This is a genomic window from Gimesia panareensis (assembly GCF_007748155.1).
Lineage (GTDB): Bacteria > Planctomycetota > Planctomycetia > Planctomycetales > Planctomycetaceae > Gimesia > Gimesia panareensis.
Map to the genome: position 1 here is coordinate 4,543,504 of NZ_CP037421.1, position 17,028 is coordinate 4,560,531.

Genomic DNA, 17,028 nt, shown 5'->3' on the forward strand with positions numbered 1-17,028 from the left:
GAACTACAAGATCTCGCATGTACACAATAATATACATGCGACCCAGTGTGGGCCTGTCACTTAGTTTCAACCGTAGTTAAATAGGGAGAAATCATGTATCACCAGCGTGCTCTGAAGTCATTGGTCATTTTGTCCACTGTGATCGTACTCGCCATCTGTACGATTGATCGCGTACCTGCCCAAAAAAAGGAAGATACTCCTGCTAAGGCGAGCGCGAAAGAAACCAAGGCCGCTCCAGCCAAGCGCAAGGTTCGACTCCCGAATCACTACGGCAAACTGAATCTCTCGGACACCCAACGCGAGAAGATCTATAAAATTCAGACTGACTACAAATCACAAATCGACAGTCTTAAAAAACAGCTGGCTGAACTGAATGCCAAAAAAGATGCCGAGTGTGCAGAAGTTTTGACCACCTCACAAAAATCGATCCTGGGAGAAATCCTGGCTCAAATCGAAAAAAAGAAAGCGGCAAAAAAGAAAAACTGATTTCTGTCTCTGTTCCCTGAAAAAGGCGTGATCCTCTCGGAGATCACGCCTTTCCTTTTCCTGATTACCGAAGCTATACTCTCTGAAAGGAGTTGAAACTCATCATTCCGAATTGAATTCGCAGCAGGTTCTCATCAGGCAGAAATCACACCGTTCTATGAACTCGAAAAACTTTTCTTCCCTTGAGCCTGCTCCCGCTTCAGATCCAGCATCCCCCTCTTCTTCGCGCTGGATCCCCTGGATCCATCTACTGTTTGTGGTGGGATTGTTGTGGTTTCTGATTCCTTATGAATGGAGCCGCGTCAATTCTGAAAATCTGCAGCTCCCCTGGCTGTCCCGTTTCTTTCTGCATGTGAACGTCGACACCACACCTTATTTCATTCTGCTCCTGTTCAGTCCACTCTGCTGGTGGCTGCCTCTCCCCTATCATTCCCGTTTCTTCGCGCAGGTGCTGCATCCCCGACTGTCTCAACAATGGGTTCGTCAGAAACAGACAGCGGGTCAATGGGACATCTTTGCCATTTCAATCAGTCTGCTGCTGGCATTGAGCTCGTTTGGCATCAGCTTCTGGACTGCAAGTCACATCGTTGATTCCGAACGCCAGCTCACGCTCGGTGATCTCCCTCCGGCCTATCACGATGAACACAGCTATCTCTTTCAGGCGGAAACCTTCCTGGATGGCAGGACCTCATTCCCCAGTCATCCCGACGCCCCGGAACTGTTCAACCAGGTCCATGTCCTCAACGAAGGCAAAATGGCCAGTCGCTATTTTCCGGGTACCGGTCTCTGGCTGGCCCCCTTCCTCGCCTGGGGACATCCCTACTGGGGATACTGGCTGGCGGGTGCCATTACCACGTTTTTTTTCTTCTGGTCCGGACGGGAACTGGGAGGAAACGGAGTGGGATTACTGGCCGGACTGATCATCGCGTTATCACCCGGGATGGCTATTTTCAGTAATCTGCTGCTGGCCCATCATCCCACTCTGGTCGGGCTGTCACTCTTTCTCTGGGCATTCCTGCGAATGCAACGGACACATTCTTTTCGCGATGCGTTTGTAGCGGGAATCGGTCTCACCTTTGCGATGCTCTGTCGTCCCATGACGGCAGCCGGCTTTGCTCTGCCGTTCGGGATCTGGCTGGCAGTGCAAATCGTCCGCTGGTTATCGCTGCGTCTGAAGAAATCAGAGTCAGCTACCACAGCGCGGCAGGTCTGGTTGCCGGTAGCAGGGCTGGCGATTCCCCTGGCTGCTGGCCTGTTCGGCCTGTTTCTATACAACCAGTCCATTACCGGCAGTGGCTGGAAGATGCCTTATCAACTCTATACCGATCTTTATACTCCACGGCATGTGTATGGGTTTAATAATGTGATACGGGGAGAGCAGAAGCTCGGTCCCAAGGTACTGGAGAATTATGACAAGTGGGCCGAAAACCTGACACCGGCTCTGGCAGTCCAGAATGTGCAAAACCGATTCCTGGCCAGCCTGCAATGGACGCTGGGGATTATTCCTCTGGGACTGGCGGGACTGATCTTTCTCCTGACCGAATGGAAACGCTGGTCCCGCTGGTGGCTTGTGTTTGCCTCCATCATCTCGCTGCACGTCGTCCATATTCCTTACTGGTATGATGGGATCATGCACTGGCACTACGTCTTTGAGACCGGTCCCCTCTGGGCGCTGATCTTTGCCCGCGCCACACAGACGCTGTTCCGTCTCTGGCAGCAGATCGACCGACCACTCATGAGTGTACTCTGGCTGACCATGATTCTGGCCGCTCTGCTGACGAACCTCACAATCCTGCCGCCACTCTGGGGTGTCTCCAAGCTGGAAACAGTCGTGAACAATGTCGCCTTTTCCCGGATCAAACATTATCAGTTCCAGCAGATGCTGGAGCATCATCCCCAGATCAACCACCCTGCCCTGCTGCTCATCGCTCACGATCCTCACGATCGGCATATCGACTATGTCATCAACCCACCAGATCTGGACCAGCAGGAGATGCTGACCGGACGGTACCTGCCCGATCTCTATCCCCCCGCTCGGTTGCAGCAAATATTCCCCAAACGGACTCTATACCTGTTCGATGCAGAACAGAATCGGCTCAGCAGATGGAATGGAACGTTCTGGGTACCGATCTGATCGCCAGCGTCAGTCAGTGATCTGCAGCTTCATCTCGTCGGAATTTGCTTTCAGCTCCGGTGCATACATACCTTCTCCTGTTGCCGGCAAACCGCTGAACTTACCTGGGATTTCGGCTCGTAAACGATATCTCAGACTGCTTGTGCCACGGGCTAATTGTCTGATGTAGAACACCACACGATCATCTCGAAATTCCTGGTACGCGCCCAGACCGGTATTCGAATAACCGCTCCGCAGTTCCACTGCCTCCAGACCAGCTGCCCGGAAATCCTCGAAGACGAGATACTCGTAATCATTTTTACTTTCGAAGATCAATTCGACCTCGACCAGGTCGCCACTCTTAAGAGCTCTCTCATAGGTAATCTCCTTGCGTCGGTACTTTTCGACTCGTTGACCGACCACTTGCCCCTGGGATCCCGCAGTCTTAATCTCTGCATCTTCGGGAATCAACTGGTAGTATTTGCGCTGTACTTTGATTTCCAGGCCAGCCGCAGTAATAAATTTCTCTTTCGTGAAATAGGTCACGTAAGCATTGTAATACAACGGACCTTGCCCCTGCTTACGGATTTCCAGACGATGGGCCCCCGAGGTCAATGCTTCGCCTTCCAGTACGAATTTATTGTCGAACGTAAACAGATCGTCGGCGGTGATTTTCACCTCTTTCTGCTTCTCGCCATCCAGGTAGACTTCGAGTGTCAAATCAGGTTGATCCTCGCCACTGGCAGACCAGTATTCGGCCAATGCTTCTACTGCGATCGCAGTATCCGAGACGGAACTCCAATAGGTCGCGTGTTTGCGGTTATTGAGCAGGTACTTGACCAACTGCGCCGCTTTGGGATTCTGCGGATCGACTTTGGAGAGCAGCTTCAGGTAATAAGCGTTCGCTTCCACTTCATTACCATACCAGTACCACCACCAGTTGCTTTCCGGCAGATTCAGGTAAGCCGTCTGGTTCTCCTGATCCTGAACCAGATACTGGTCCATGTTATCCATCAGCATCGCCACTCGATCCTGACGCTCCAGTTTGTGAGACGCCAGCCCCAGCATGCCCAGTGCATAGACAGATAATTTCGTTCGATCCCGATAGAGAAAATCGTACATCTGCTCGTTAGCAATCCCCTGATCCACCAGCACCATCAACACATAGGCATCCAGGTTGGAAGCATACTGTTTGTAGGGTTTCGTTTTGGAGGGGGCATTGAGCAGTTTCTGCAGCTCGCGCTGCTGATAGGCTTTCAACCATTCAATTCCGCGTTCCAGAGTACCAGGCACCAATGCAATATCGTTCTGCTTCGCGAGTGCCAGCCCCTGTACTACCCGCGCGGTAAAGAAGGGAGAAGAGCGTTCCTGCCAGCCGGAGAACCAGCCCCAGCCCCCGTCCGAAAGCTGCATGCTGGTCAGATCCGCTACGCCCTGCTTGACAATCCGATCGACCTCAGCCTGGCTGAAGACCGGGTTCTGAGCATAGCGTTTCCACTGTTCTGCTCGTTTTTGGTCGTCACCGATCTCCTGGGCATTCAGATTCGTCCGTTTCCGTTCGATTTCCTGCAGATTCAGTCCCATCCGTTTGAGAATGTTCTGCGTCATCACGGTCGGCAGAAAACGATACAGCGTACAGTCCGTAGTTTTGTGAGGATTATAGATGAGGTATGGCAGAGCATCGACCATCGCCCCTGCCAGTGAGGGTGAATAACGCAACTCCAGTCGACTGAGTTCCGTTTTCCGCTGGCCAGGAATCTGGAAGCTGATCTGTGCCGAGTGATCCTCGGGACGAATGGTTCCGGTAAAGGACTCCGTCTTCAAAATTCCATGCACCTTGACCGGAAAAGTCATCTGCATCGCATCAGATTCTTCATCCGTGAGAGCCTTCATACGAATCACGGCGAAGCCTGCGCGAGCTGCTTTGACGCGCCAGTCCACCCGCTTCTCGCCGTTGGCGTCAATGTTAACGGTCTGAGTCAGTTCATCCAGTGGTTCCAGAGTATCTCCGTCGAGTTCGAGAACGACCTTTACATCTTTAGAGGTCTTCAAATAGTTATGTACGTTGGCACTTAATACTACTTCGTCCGTTTCAGTGAAGAATCGGGGCGCCTGCAGGCGAACGATGAGATTTTTTCGGGTAACCACTTCCTGTTCTCCCTCACCCACCATGGTGCCCGCGCCCATCGACCAGCTGCGAATCTTCCAGCTTGTCAGGTTCTCCGGCATTTTGAAGGAAACTTCGGCCAGACCATTTTGATCGGTGGTAATCGCACCATTCCAGAAGGCGGTGTCAGCAAATTTCTGACGCACAACGGGCTCAACCACAGCAGTTGAATCAGCCGAGGCAACAGCCGCACCCGACTGTTTCTCCATCAGCATCATTGATTCTGGTGCTGCCGCCATGGGAGTTGCGCCGGCCACGTTCGAACGTCGCATGGACCCCACTCCCCAGGCAGCACCTTCCATGTCCCCGAACTTTTTGGCCTTATCTTCCGACTCTCGTATCAGATGCCCAAAGGTACCCAGTACCTGCATGCCAATCTCATGCGGCTTGAGCAGATTATGAAAACCGCGCGTCAGACTGTCGTATGTCAGGGGATGGTGCGAGCGTTTCCATTTCCAGAAAAATGCTTTGATATCCCCCACATTGGAACCACCACTGATGTATTCCACACTCTTGTCATAGACGCTGACTACCAGGGAACCCTCGACCGGCTTCCCCTCGACATCGGTAACTTTCAGCTTTACCGTGGCATCCTGTCCGGGTTTATATTCTGTTTCCGAGGGGTCTACTTCCAGGTTCACCACCCGCTTCTCCGGCGGGACCGCAATTTCCCGGGCTTCGGTATACACATGCCCCTGGTGAATCGTCACTGCCTCTACAAACAGATTGGGCAGATCATTGCGGGTCAGATCCAGTTCGTAGACCGTGCTTTTTCCGGCCAGCTTGAGTACGTGCGGCGCCTGATAAATCCCATTCACCGGCCGGAGGAACAGCAGAACGGTGCTGCCCGGCTGATTCGTATTGATCAACAGACGCACCTTTTCGCCCGGCTGATAGTTTTTCTTTTCGACAATGATTTCCAGATCATTGAAGCGATATTCCTTACCATCAAATCCTGCTCCGCGAATGGAAAACAGACAGCCTCCTTCGATCTCTTTCCCTTTTTGATCGGTCACAGTGTAAGCGACCCGATATTGCCCTGCTTGAGTTGCTGACATCTTCTGAGTTGCGGTCCCGTCTTCCCCGGGATTGACGGCCCACTCCTGAACCGCGGTTTCGTCTGGTTCTCCCTGTTCGTTATAGGTAACGCGGTACAGCACGATCTTCCCCGTCCCCTGTACGGGTTTCTGATCGAGCGTCTGTGCTTTGAAGCTGGCAATCATCGTATCGCCTACTTTGTAATAGCCCCGATTCATCCAGGCAAAGACCTTGAACGGCTTGCGGGCTACCAGCACCGATCCTTTTCCGACGATCGTCCGTCGCGATTCATCAACGACCTCAGCGGTGATTTCATAACGATGGTCTTCATCCCCATGAATGGCTTTCGCCAGAGCCGTATCGATCTTGATTTCGACTTCACCATTGGAATTAATGGGCACCGTATTTGACATGACCACTTCCGGCGGTGCCGAGCGATGATGAATCCACCAGGGACCGGGAGCCACACACCCCCAGCGTCCCCAGCCGGGATACCAGTCATAATCGCCGGTAAACCACCAGTACCCGGAACCATATAACCAGTTCCAGGGATCGTAAGGATACCAGTGCTGCTGATAGGAGGTTCGCGTCACCTTATACTTGACTTCAGCATTGGTTACCGGGCTGCCGAAATAGTAGTTTGCTTTAATTTTTGCTGTGATCGTATCGCCCAGCGCCACCGGTTCCTCTGGAGCCTCGACAGAGACTTCATATTCCGGCTTTTTATATTCCTCGACCCGAAATGAGAACGTCGAAGCGAATTTTCGATTTCGGTTCTGTCCTGGTGGAAAAGCATACTTCACTTCGACTCGAAACGTGTAGCTGCCCAGGTCTGCATCCTCTGGAATCTTCCAGTCCCCATTCACACCACCATACTCATCTGTGGTGAGAGTCTTTTCAAAGATCTGTTTCTGATCCCTGCCCAAGAGTTTCAAAGTCACAGTATGCTTGTCAAACAGTGCCTCTTCAGATTTCGACAAATCATAACCAACATTTCGAACCCAGAATTTATAATCCACTTTCTGCCCGGGACGATATACGGGGCGATCGGTGATTCCATAAATTTTGTTAACGTGATACTGCTCGTGACTGGATCGCTGGTACCAGAACCGATCGAACCCCTGGTAAGCAAAACGGCCAGACTGTGTGCGGGCGATGGTGATCCACTGAAATTCACGTTTCAACAGACCCTCTTCCGGAAAGGCCTGACCATTTTCATCGGTCTGCTCTGCAAAATTCGCTGTCAAAGTCTCTCTCTGATTGCGGGAGATGTATTTGTTCTGGTATCCAAAGAACTCCAGATTCGCATTTGGCACAGGCTGCCCCGTTCGCGCATCTGCCACAAAATAGAAGGTACGGTCAGCCATCCGTTTGTGCACGATAACAGTATCATCCAGCCAGACAATGATCCTGCTGGTATTGCCATCTTTCAATTTTGCAATCAGGAGATACGCTCCCGCGTTTTGCAGAGGTGTGGTCACGGTAATGCGTCGGTCGAGATGCCCCTTGAGGGGATCGAGTTCCATCTCCCAGCGAGAAACCAGCTTTCCCTGATATTTTTTCTGTTGTTCGTGAACCAGCCGGTATCCCAGATTGGAAATATTGATCCGATTCCAGTCCAGTCGTTCCGGGTGCGTCTTGAGATAGCCTTTCACATCATTCAATAATTCTTCGACGTGGACTTCATAAGCTTCAAAGCTGACCTGTTTCCCGTTCCGGAACCGGTAATCGACTTTCGCTCCCTGACCTGCAGGCTGTGTCCCATGGGGAGAGAATTCTCCCCAGTTCCCGACGATTTGATTGAGGTGCTTCTGCTTATTCTGATGAGGATCGCCATACTCGCGAATATTCTGCTGCAGGTATTTGGCAGCCTCAGGATATTGTCTCCGGTTCTCAAAGACACTGGTCAACTGTGACAGTGCCGATTCCGCCTGGCTGCTTTTCCCTAAGGAGACCACTTTCTGATAGAGCAAGATAAAATTCTGGTCGTCGGGAAGTTCAAATCGCTGAATTCCCGTCGCCAGGCGAGCCATGGTTTCTGTCTGCTTCAGGCTCTCCAGTGAAAAAGGATTGACCTGTTCCTCAGATTTTTCATCTTCCGTCCCCCGTGCACGGAACAGCATTGGAAAATAACTCTGCATCGTCTGAACACCAAACTGACTGCGGTTAAAATTGGCAATTTCGAGCAGCACGCGCGCTTCCCGCCCAGGTTCCTGCTTGACCGATGCGGCCAGCATCCACCGCCAGCGTTCTCCATCGTTGGTTGCAGTCTCCCAGGATTGAGGCACGCGATAATAGATCGGCTTCCCATCCGCATCGACGGGAGCCCCGTCCGGTCCCCCGCTGGGAGCGCCTCGAAACCAGTTACCAGGTTGAGCCCCGACGCTCTGATAATCAGGAATTTCATTGAGATCGGTCAAGATCTGGAGCTTCCAGGCAGCTCTCCCCTGACGACCAAAGATGAGATATTTCGCATAGTCGGCATAAATGTCAGCCGCCAGTGCCGGGTCATCTGCCGGTTTCAACTCTTCCACCGCCTGCGACATCAGTTGCAGCGCCCTCAGTCGATCCTGCTCCGCTGTATTCACATAGCGGCGTCCCCCGCGTTGATGCCCACGAATGAACTTTCCATCAATGATGTATCCAAAGTGGGGTCCCTGAACCAGAGTTTCCGCGAGTTTTGCCAGTACGCGTGGCTGGTCGCCGTGGACTTTCAAGACCGCTGCACGAAAATCATCAACTTCACTGCCTCGGTTCAGACGCTGCAGACACTGAATGCCCTGCTGCAAGTCATGTACGACTTCTGTTGCAGAGCTACCCTGCTCTGTCGCCAGTTTCTGATAGAGATTCCAGGCATCTCGATAATTTCCCTGTTTCTGATAACTGTCTGCCAGAGATCGCGCTTCCGGGGAACTTTTTTCTGCCGCCAGAAGATAGACTCCCAGGAAAGTCAGACTGACCACCATCAAAGACCAGAGAACGCAATTTTTTATTTGAAACTTCGACATGCCGGGACCTGTATCAAGAGCTGTTGAGTTGAGACTTTGTCAGACGGGAATCATAATATTTCGCCTCTGTTTGACGAAATGAATTCCCCGGGAGTTCCCGAAATTCTCATAAAATTCAAAGCTCACAGGAAAAACAAGGTAGGAGAATATACAGGATTACTGCATAATCCTGAATCAAATGAAATCTGATGCATCTTTCCTGTTTCCTGGCGTTCGAGAGACTGATTAATGGACTGGATTACAGCAGCGGTCACCATCAGTGGCTACCTGATAACGCTGGCTCTGATTCCGCATATCCTGCTGCAGAAAAAACGCCATCCGGTCTCCACAGTCTCCTGGATCTTATGTATCCTCCTGCTCCCGGGTCTGGGAGGGATCATCTACCTCTTCTTTGGGATCAATCGCGTTCAACGACGGTCGCTCTCCAAAGAGCGTGCCAACCAGTCGCTGGCGCCCAAACTCCCCCAGGTTATTCAGAATCAGTTGCTTTCCAATGATGAGTACCTGGTAGTGAATCAAAACCTGATGCGGCTTGCCCAGAATATTGCACATACCGTCCCCACATATGGGAACAGTTTAGAGCTGTTGACGGATACCAATCGAACCCTGGGCCTGATCAAACAGGCGATCATGAACGCCCGGCACTCTCTGCATCTGGAGTACTACATCTGGCAGCCGGATCAGTCAGGAACCATGATGCGCGATCTGCTCATTGAAAAAGCAAAGGCAGGCGTGGAAGTCCGTTTTCTGTATGATGGTCTCGGATCGATGTACCTGAGACGCCGTTTTTTCAAGCCGATGATTGAGGCCGGAATCCAGGTAGCCCCCTTCCTGCCGGGTGCGACTTTTCGCGAACGCTGGTCGCTCAATTTACGCAACCATCGCAAAATAGTGATCGTGGACGGCAACCTGGCATTCACCGGTGGCATGAATATCGGGGATGAGTACCTGGGGCTCCATCAGGATCTTGGTTTCTGGCGGGATACACATCTGAAAATTGAAGGTCCGGAGACGCTCCAGTTGCAGCAGGTCTTCGCGGAGGACTGGCTTTTTGCCACGGGTGAAGCCCTGACGCATTCTCAGTACTATCCCCATCCTGAAACCGACGGGAATGTGACAGCTCAGACGCTCTGTTCGGGACCGGAAAAAAACGCGGACGTCTTTCTCACCCTGATGTTCGCTGCCATCAACGAAGCCCGTGAAAGCCTGCTGTTGACCACCTCATACTTCGTCCCGCCGGAATCGCTGACCACCGCTCTGGAATCAGCCGCGCGGCGTGGGGTTCATGTCAAACTTCTGGTATCCGGAAAATCTGCGAATCCCTCAACGGTCCATGCCGGCCGCTCCTATTACGATTCATTGCTCGATGCCGGTGTGGAGATCTATGAATACAACAAAGGGATTCTACATTCCAAAACACTTACGATCGACGGCTGCTGGTCTCTCGTGGGCACTGCCAATTTCGATTTCCGCAGTCTGATCCTGAATTTTGAAGTCGGCCTGGCAATCTATGACCGGAAATTTGCCCAGCGACTGCGAGAGACAACAGAGCAGGATATCCTCGATGCGAGAAAAATCACCGAGGAAGAGTGGGAACAGCGCGGCAAACTGGTCATTTTAAAGCAGAACATCTATCGGCTGTTTGCGCCGGTCATGTAGAAATTTTATTAACGGCTTGTATGCCGATAGCGTTCAGATGCTCCTTCAGGCAGCTTGGATAGATACCGGATCAACTGGATGGCTTCTTCTTTGGTAAGCAGGTTCAACAGTCCTTCCGGCATGGATGATTTCTTGACCGGAATAATTTCTTCCACGTCCTTTTTTTTCAGAAGTTGCCGTTTTCCTTCACTGGTCAGCAGCATAATCTCATCTGGCCCCGCCGCTCCCATCATGCCCGTAAAGGTTTTTCCAGCAGAGGTAACAATCGTAAAGGTTGGATATTCTTCAGAAACGAAATGGGAAGGAAAGACTGTTGCCTGCAGGATTTCTTTCTGTTGAAACCGTCTGCTGACATGCGTCAGATCCGGTCCGATTTTCTCACCTGTTTTCCCGAACAGATGGCATTTCACACAGGTCGCTTTAACGAACGCCTGGGCTCCCAGCTTCAGGTTGACCGGTTCTGCGGATCGTTTCTGCAGTTCAGCAAGCAGGTCCCGATATTTCCAGCGCGTGTCCGCCGGTTCAACTGGCAGCACTGCGGGGAGTTCATCCGGATATTTTTCAGCAAACCATTTTTGCCAGGCCACGAGCGGCGAAGAATCTTCTGCTTGTGGCTGAACCTGTTTTTGCCCTGTCCAGTGCTCCAGGAGTTTTACCGCGATCTCCTGCCCCTGTGCATCCTGCTGCAGCCCCACCAGGATCACCTGCCGAATCCATTGGGCTTTATTGGAACGACGGTGGAACCGTGTCAGTGCCTGCATGACTGCCTGGGCCTGTTTTCCCTCGACAATATTCAAGGAACGAACCAGGATTCTCCAGTCGGCATCCCGACGCTGATTTTCCTGAGAGTACCAGCTGATCGCCTCTGCAATATCATTTCGACGTTCTGGATAGGATTCGAAGAGCTCATGCAAATAGATCAGTGTCGGTTCATCTGCAATACGTCCCATAGCAATTAACAGTGCATTCAGTTTCCGAGCTGCCTGAGGGTCCTGATTCTTCTGATTCTGTAACTTAATCTCCAGATCCCGCAGGGCAGGCAATTCCGCTCCCGAGATACGTTTCAGAGGCTCTCCCTCGACCAGAATTCGATAGTCCCCCTCCGCAACTTCCTGCAGCCAGGTATTCTCCAGCCTCTCAATTTGTAATGAGATCTCTGGAGTTGCTGCTTGAAGAAAAAAGCGGGGATTGATCAATACCAGGAGGATAATCACCGTGCGAATCAAGGATGCTTTACTGGGGGTGATCATGAATGCTTCCGAATTTGAATTAAGTTGGCTTTCCATATTTTGCTGACTCCTAAATCTTACAGCAGGAAACCCGCTTCACACTATGCTCCTTTTCCGTTTTTGTATAAAATTCGAACAGGTATATCTGATTTACTCTACCTTTTCAGGGACGAACCATGATCCTCACGCAACTTGCCCGAATCTTCCGCCAGCAGCATCCTTTTCGCATCACTCTCGCAGGCAGCCTGCTGCTAATCTGTCTCGGTTGCACAGCTCAGGAAAGTACGGAATCCACCAAAACTGAACCGCAGCCAGAAACAACAGCTACCGAACCAGAAACCACTGCGCCCGAAGTGAAGCCTGAACAGACAGTCGAAATCACACTGACGTTAAGTGATGCCGCCGGATTTGAGGAGATCCTGAAACAGCAGCAGGGCAAAGTGGTCCTGGTCGATTTCTGGGCCACCTGGTGTGTTCCCTGTGTCAAGAATTTCCACCATACAGTCGAATGGAACAAAGAATTTGCCGGCCAGGGATTGAGTGTCATCTCGGTCAGCATGGATGAATCAGACGAAGAGACTCAGAAGGCAGTCCTGAAATTCCTCGAAGAACAGGATGCGCAGTTCACCAACATTCTGGCCACCGCTGCTGACGATAAAGATCCGATGGAAACTTACGGAATCGATGGCGGTGCACTGCCACATTATCGGATTTACGACCGCAGTGGAAAACTGTTCAAGAAATTTTCCTTTGCAGACCCGAGTCAGCAGTTCACACAGGAAGACATCAAAGCCGCGCTGGAGACTGCCCTTAAACAGAAACCGGAATAAGTCTGCCTTGCACTGAGTGGTTCGCATGTTTCAAAGACTCTGGTCAACTTGCCTGGATGAGATACTCGGCTTCTATCTCCTGCATCGGTTCTTTTATCATAAAAAACAACCGTTGCTGATCTCGGATGCCAGCCATCACACTCCCCAACTTCACAGCGGCGAGTTGACCTCGTTTTTTTCACCGAAACCACCTCCAGCGCAGCTGGAATACCAGGCGGAGTTGCGTCCCACTTCCCAAGCCACATTTCCGTCTGCGAAAGTGGAAGATTTCCAGTTCCCGTCGACCGTTGATACCGGCTTTCCGGAGAACGACTGCGTGAAAGGGCGTCACTGGAAATCGACAGTGGCCTCTCCACAGACAGAGGTAGAATCCCGCTTAACCGTTGTCGCCGTGGATGGCATCGTGCAACTGGGGGTCCGCAGCTTCAACAGACTGGCTCAGCAGTTGACGCCCCACGGAATTGATGTGGTGATGCTGGACAGTCCTTTTAATTTCAGACGGACTCCAGCCGGGTATCGTCCCGGACAACTGATTGCCGGCGGGAATCTGGATCACCAGCTCATGGTCGCCCGACAGGGGATTCTCGACCTCTGGAGCCTGATTCTTGCTCTCCAGGCTGAGGGAAGACAAATCGGCCTGATGGGAATCAGTCATGGAGCCTGGCTGACACTGACAGCAACTCTCCTGATAGAGCAACTGCAGTTCGCGATCGCGATCACTCCCCCTGTGGACCTGCTGCGTATTCTGGAAGAGGGAGGGACCGTGGTGAACGCCATCCGTCGGGGGGCGAGCCATGATCCTCCAGAAGAGGAGCAGCTGGAACAACTCTGTAAACCACTCCGGTTGAATCAGTGGCAGCCCCTGTTGGCTCCAGAGCAGATCCATCTGCATATCGCTGATTTTGACCGCTTTGTCCCCTCGGCCCGCATCGCGGAACTGGCAGAACAATGGGGCACCAGAGTCTCCCATCACAAACTGGGTCACATCGAAGCCACCACAGGTCCAAAAGTCGTCTTCCAGGTCGCCCGGGATATTCTGGACCTTTATCAGTAGCACATGCTGACTTCGCTCGTGCAAGGAGCTGCGCTGACGATAGATCAACTCTCAAAGCCAACCCGTTACAACCTGTACAACCCGCATTCTTTTTGCACTGTTCCTCTCTTTTCGAGGGAAAGTGTTGATAAATTGCATCATGTTGTTTCCTGGCAACCTATCTTTGAATCGAAGGTTGAATGAAATACCTGATCCCCACGCAGCATTTCAATTCCAGCCTTCAGCGGGCCTGTGTATTTTGATCTCCCCTGTGAGATTTACTGATTTCATCCGTCCCTATTGTAGAAACCGTTTTGAACCCATTCAAAACTGGTCATTGCCAAGGAAGAAACAATGCAGGTACGAGTACGTGATCTGATGACCCAAAGCCCGGTCAGTGTCCCCCTGGGCACAAGTCTTCAGGAAGCAGCCCGTCAGATGATTCAGGCTGAGTCCCCTGAAGTATACGTAACAAACGAGCAGATGAAACTCGTCGGAGTGATCCCAGAGTACAACTTTCTCAAGCAGAAACTGCAGCAAGCCGACATGCTGGCCCCGGTTGAATCCATCATGCATGTTCAACTGGAAACCCTCTCTCCAGACGACGATGCTCTTCAGCATGCTCCTCTGTTCCGCGATCGTCGCAACAGCTGCATGCCGGTCACCGATGATGGTCGGCTGGTTGGCAAACTGACCTGTCGCGACCTGTTCCGGCTGATGCTGACACTCGCTGAAGTCGATGACGATACCGAGCAGCAGGCATCAAACACATCTGCGACTACAGAGATTCATGCCTCGAGTGCCGAGATCAACCCGCCTCATCTCAACAGGGTCAACTCGCATCGACAACTGCTCCAGTTGCATGGACTGATTGACGACTGAAGCGGAATGAACTCAGGCTGCTTAATTCTGAGTCGCTTTGAGGTCGATTCCCATATCCTGAAACAGGAAGATCATGTCATCCCAGACGTTCTTCTTTGCGGAAGGATTTCGTAACAGATACGACGGATGATAAGTACAGACCACTTTAGCCCGTCCGTATTCATAAAACTGCCCCCGCATCTTGCCGATCGGCATTTCCGAATGCAGCAGGTTTTTGGCCGCTACGGAGCCCCAGCAGACGATATAATCCGGATCGACAATTTCAATCTGAGAATCGAGGAAACCGCGACAGTTCGCAGCTTCCTGGTCGGTCGGATTCCGGTTTCCCGGAGGACGGCATCTGAGAATATTGGCGATATAAATCTCGCTGCGTTTCATCTGACAGGCTTCGATGATTTTATCCAGCAGCTTCCCTGCCCGCCCCACGAAGGGCTCGCCCTGTTTGTCTTCGTCCGCCCCGGGGGCTTCGCCGATAAACATGATCTTTGCTTTAGGATTCCCGACACCAAACACCGTCTGGGTTCGGGTCGAAGCCAGTTCCGGGCATTTCTGACACTGGGAAACTTCCCCGGCCACAATCTCCAACTGTGCCTGACGATCTGCCTTGGAAAGTTTCGATTTTGTCGTTCGTGGCACGCTCATTTCCTTTCGAGGTTCTGCGGTCACAGCTGTGATTTCTGCTGCTGCTTCAGTGGCTGAACCAGGCATCCGTTCTGGTGGGTTGACCGGTTCAAGGGGACGAGTCTGAAGAGGAGTTTTCGTTTCAGGTACAGGAGTCTCTGGTACATTTACAGAAGGAGTTGGCACAACCGGCGCAGGCTCCATGTGCTTAATATGAGACAGTCCAGACCGCTGCCAGCTTTCCATAAACTGACGAACGGCCCGTTGTGCCCGTTGTTGCTCCTGATCAGACATACGCTCTCACCAGACCTTAATGCTTGACCTTACAGCCGGGAACCGCTTCCTTAAATTTCTTGATCCCCTCATCGGTGACCTCAGTAAAGCTGACCTGAAGTTCCTTCAGGTTCTTCAACGCAGTCAGTTTCTGTAATCCTTCATCACCGATTTCTGTTTTGCTCAGGTTGAGATATTCAAGTTTCTTTAAGGACAAGAGCTCATCCAGACCTGCATTGGAGATCTGGGTCCCTTCCAGATTCAGCCGATTCAGATCGGAAAAGCCCGCGATTACCTTCAAACCCTCGTCCGTTGTTTCCGTTCCCCAGAGTCCGAGACGCGTCAGTTTCTTCAAACCCTTGAGCTGCTCCAGCCCCTCATCCCCGATCATCGATTCATCCAGATCGAGGTAAGTCAGTTCGGTCAGGCCGGACAGATTCTTCATTCCCGCGTTCGTCACCACTGTATCACGCAGATGTAACGTCTGCAGTTTCTTCATATCCTTGATATTCTCGATGCCGGCGTCAGTCACAAAATCTCGTCGCAGATGCAGGGCTTCCATATCAGTCATCCCTTTGAGATGCTTCAGCCCTTCATCAGAAATTTCCGTATCATCCAGTTCCAGTGAAACCAGATTCTTATCCTTAAGCAGGGCCAGGGTCTCATCAGAGATGTTCCGCCCCCAGGTATTCAAACGCTGCAGGCTGGGAAGCTGGGCGACAGATTTCATTCCGTCATCGGTCACCTGAGTCGCCTGTAACTTCAGTACTCTCAGGTTTTTCATGTCTTTGATCAGCGGCATACCTTCGTCGTTAATTTCCTTGTTAAACCGCAGATCGAGGTCTTTCAGTTTGGGAAACTGGGCCACAGTTTTGAGTGCATCATTTGTGATGTTGGTTGCCCGCAGGGAAAGTACCTGCAAATCTTTCAAATCGGACAGATTCTTCACTCCCTGATCGCCGATGGCAGTACTTTCCAGGCTTACGAACCAGAGATTTTTCTGTTTTCCGATCTCTTCCGTCGCCACATCGGTAAAGTTCGGGCCCCAGATAATCAGCCGCTCCAGTGAAGGCAAACCAGCCAGATGCTTCAGGTCCTCATCTTTGGCATTGGTTCCTTTGAGATCCAGTATGAGCACGCGTCCATCATCGGAAGTCACCATTTTGGCATCGAGTGCTTTGAAGGCCTTGACTGCTTCGGGATCATCCGCCTCTGCTTTCGCTTCCTCTGCAGCTGCCGGTGCTTTCTTTGCAGTTTCTGCCGGTTGTTGACTCTCCTGCTTTGTCTGCTCAGGCGTTGTATTCGAACTGGGACATCCCGTCAGCAGACATAACCCCGCCAGTGAAAGCATTATTTTGATTTTCATCCTGAGATCCCTCGTAGATTTCAATTCGACGCGAAATTTTTAAAGCATTGATTTGAGATAGAAACAGAGCAGATTTCGAGTGTCAGTACAAAGTTCGGAACAACAAACTCAAAGATTCACAATACCCACTCACAAAACTAACAATGATCCCCAAAATAGAGCCCGGATAGAAACATTGCAATTCAAAGCATCTGTTTTCTGCAACTACTTGCGATTCCACGCCCAGCCCCGGTATACTCGAAGGCATCAAAGACCATCGATATGTCAGCTTGATTTCTCCCTGTCTCCTGCTGAGGTTGCCTGGGATAATCTCCGCCAGATTA

Annotated in this window: 10 protein-coding genes; 6 read left to right on the top strand and 4 right to left on the bottom strand. The window is 51.6% G+C overall.

The features are described 5' to 3' along the window. Positions 1 to 93 precede the first annotated feature (93 nt). On the top strand, positions 94 to 486 hold the full coding sequence (locus tag Enr10x_RS16790; protein WP_145450760.1) for a hypothetical protein: 393 nt from the start codon (positions 94 to 96) through the stop codon (positions 484 to 486). 157 nt (positions 487 to 643) lie between these two features. Next, positions 644 to 2,620, top strand: coding sequence for an ArnT family glycosyltransferase (locus tag Enr10x_RS16795; protein ID WP_145450761.1), 1,977 nt, complete (start codon positions 644 to 646; stop codon positions 2,618 to 2,620). A gap of 9 nt (positions 2,621 to 2,629) precedes the next feature. Here the strand turns inward: Enr10x_RS16795 and Enr10x_RS16800 are convergent, their stop codons facing one another. Further along, a complete protein-coding gene (locus Enr10x_RS16800; RefSeq protein WP_145450762.1) occupies positions 2,630 to 8,812 on the bottom strand; it encodes an alpha-2-macroglobulin family protein in 6,183 nt (2,060 codons plus the stop codon). 228 nt (positions 8,813 to 9,040) lie between these two features. On the opposite strand from Enr10x_RS16800, the gene cls reads away from it, so the two are divergent. Continuing rightward, positions 9,041 to 10,471: a cardiolipin synthase gene (gene cls / locus Enr10x_RS16805; RefSeq protein WP_145450763.1), complete on the top strand. Its 1,431-nt coding sequence runs from the start codon at positions 9,041 to 9,043 to the stop codon at positions 10,469 to 10,471. 8 nt (positions 10,472 to 10,479) lie between these two features. On the opposite strand, the gene Enr10x_RS16810 is transcribed toward cls, so the two are convergent. Next, positions 10,480 to 11,757 carry a c-type cytochrome gene (locus Enr10x_RS16810; RefSeq protein ID WP_145110227.1) on the bottom strand — a complete coding sequence of 426 codons (1,278 nt, stop codon included), beginning with the start codon at positions 11,755 to 11,757 and terminating at the stop codon, positions 10,480 to 10,482. A gap of 119 nt (positions 11,758 to 11,876) precedes the next feature. Here Enr10x_RS16810 and Enr10x_RS16815 point away from each other — a divergent pair, with 119 nt between their 5' ends. From Enr10x_RS16815 to Enr10x_RS16825, 3 genes are all read left to right on the top strand, one after another. Next, complete coding sequence (locus Enr10x_RS16815) at positions 11,877 to 12,530, top strand: TlpA family protein disulfide reductase (protein WP_145110229.1); 654 nt, start codon at positions 11,877 to 11,879, stop codon at positions 12,528 to 12,530. A 25-nt stretch (positions 12,531 to 12,555) separates the two neighbouring features. Then, positions 12,556 to 13,584, top strand: coding sequence for an alpha/beta hydrolase family protein (locus Enr10x_RS16820; RefSeq protein ID WP_145450764.1), 1,029 nt, complete (start codon positions 12,556 to 12,558; stop codon positions 13,582 to 13,584). A gap of 333 nt (positions 13,585 to 13,917) precedes the next feature. Continuing rightward, entirely contained in the window at positions 13,918 to 14,445 is a 528-nt protein-coding gene (locus tag Enr10x_RS16825) for a CBS domain-containing protein (protein WP_145110235.1), read from the top strand. Between the two features lie 21 nt (positions 14,446 to 14,466). Here the strand turns inward: Enr10x_RS16825 and Enr10x_RS16830 are convergent, their stop codons facing one another. Both Enr10x_RS16830 and Enr10x_RS16835 read right to left on the bottom strand, forming a co-directional pair. Beyond that, positions 14,467 to 15,081, bottom strand: a complete 615-nt coding sequence (locus Enr10x_RS16830; protein WP_232093033.1) for a uracil-DNA glycosylase — start codon at positions 15,079 to 15,081, stop codon at positions 14,467 to 14,469. A gap of 295 nt (positions 15,082 to 15,376) precedes the next feature. Then, positions 15,377 to 16,705: a leucine-rich repeat domain-containing protein gene (locus tag Enr10x_RS16835; RefSeq protein ID WP_145450766.1), complete on the bottom strand. Its 1,329-nt coding sequence runs from the start codon at positions 16,703 to 16,705 to the stop codon at positions 15,377 to 15,379. Positions 16,706 to 17,028: the final 323 nt, after the last annotated feature.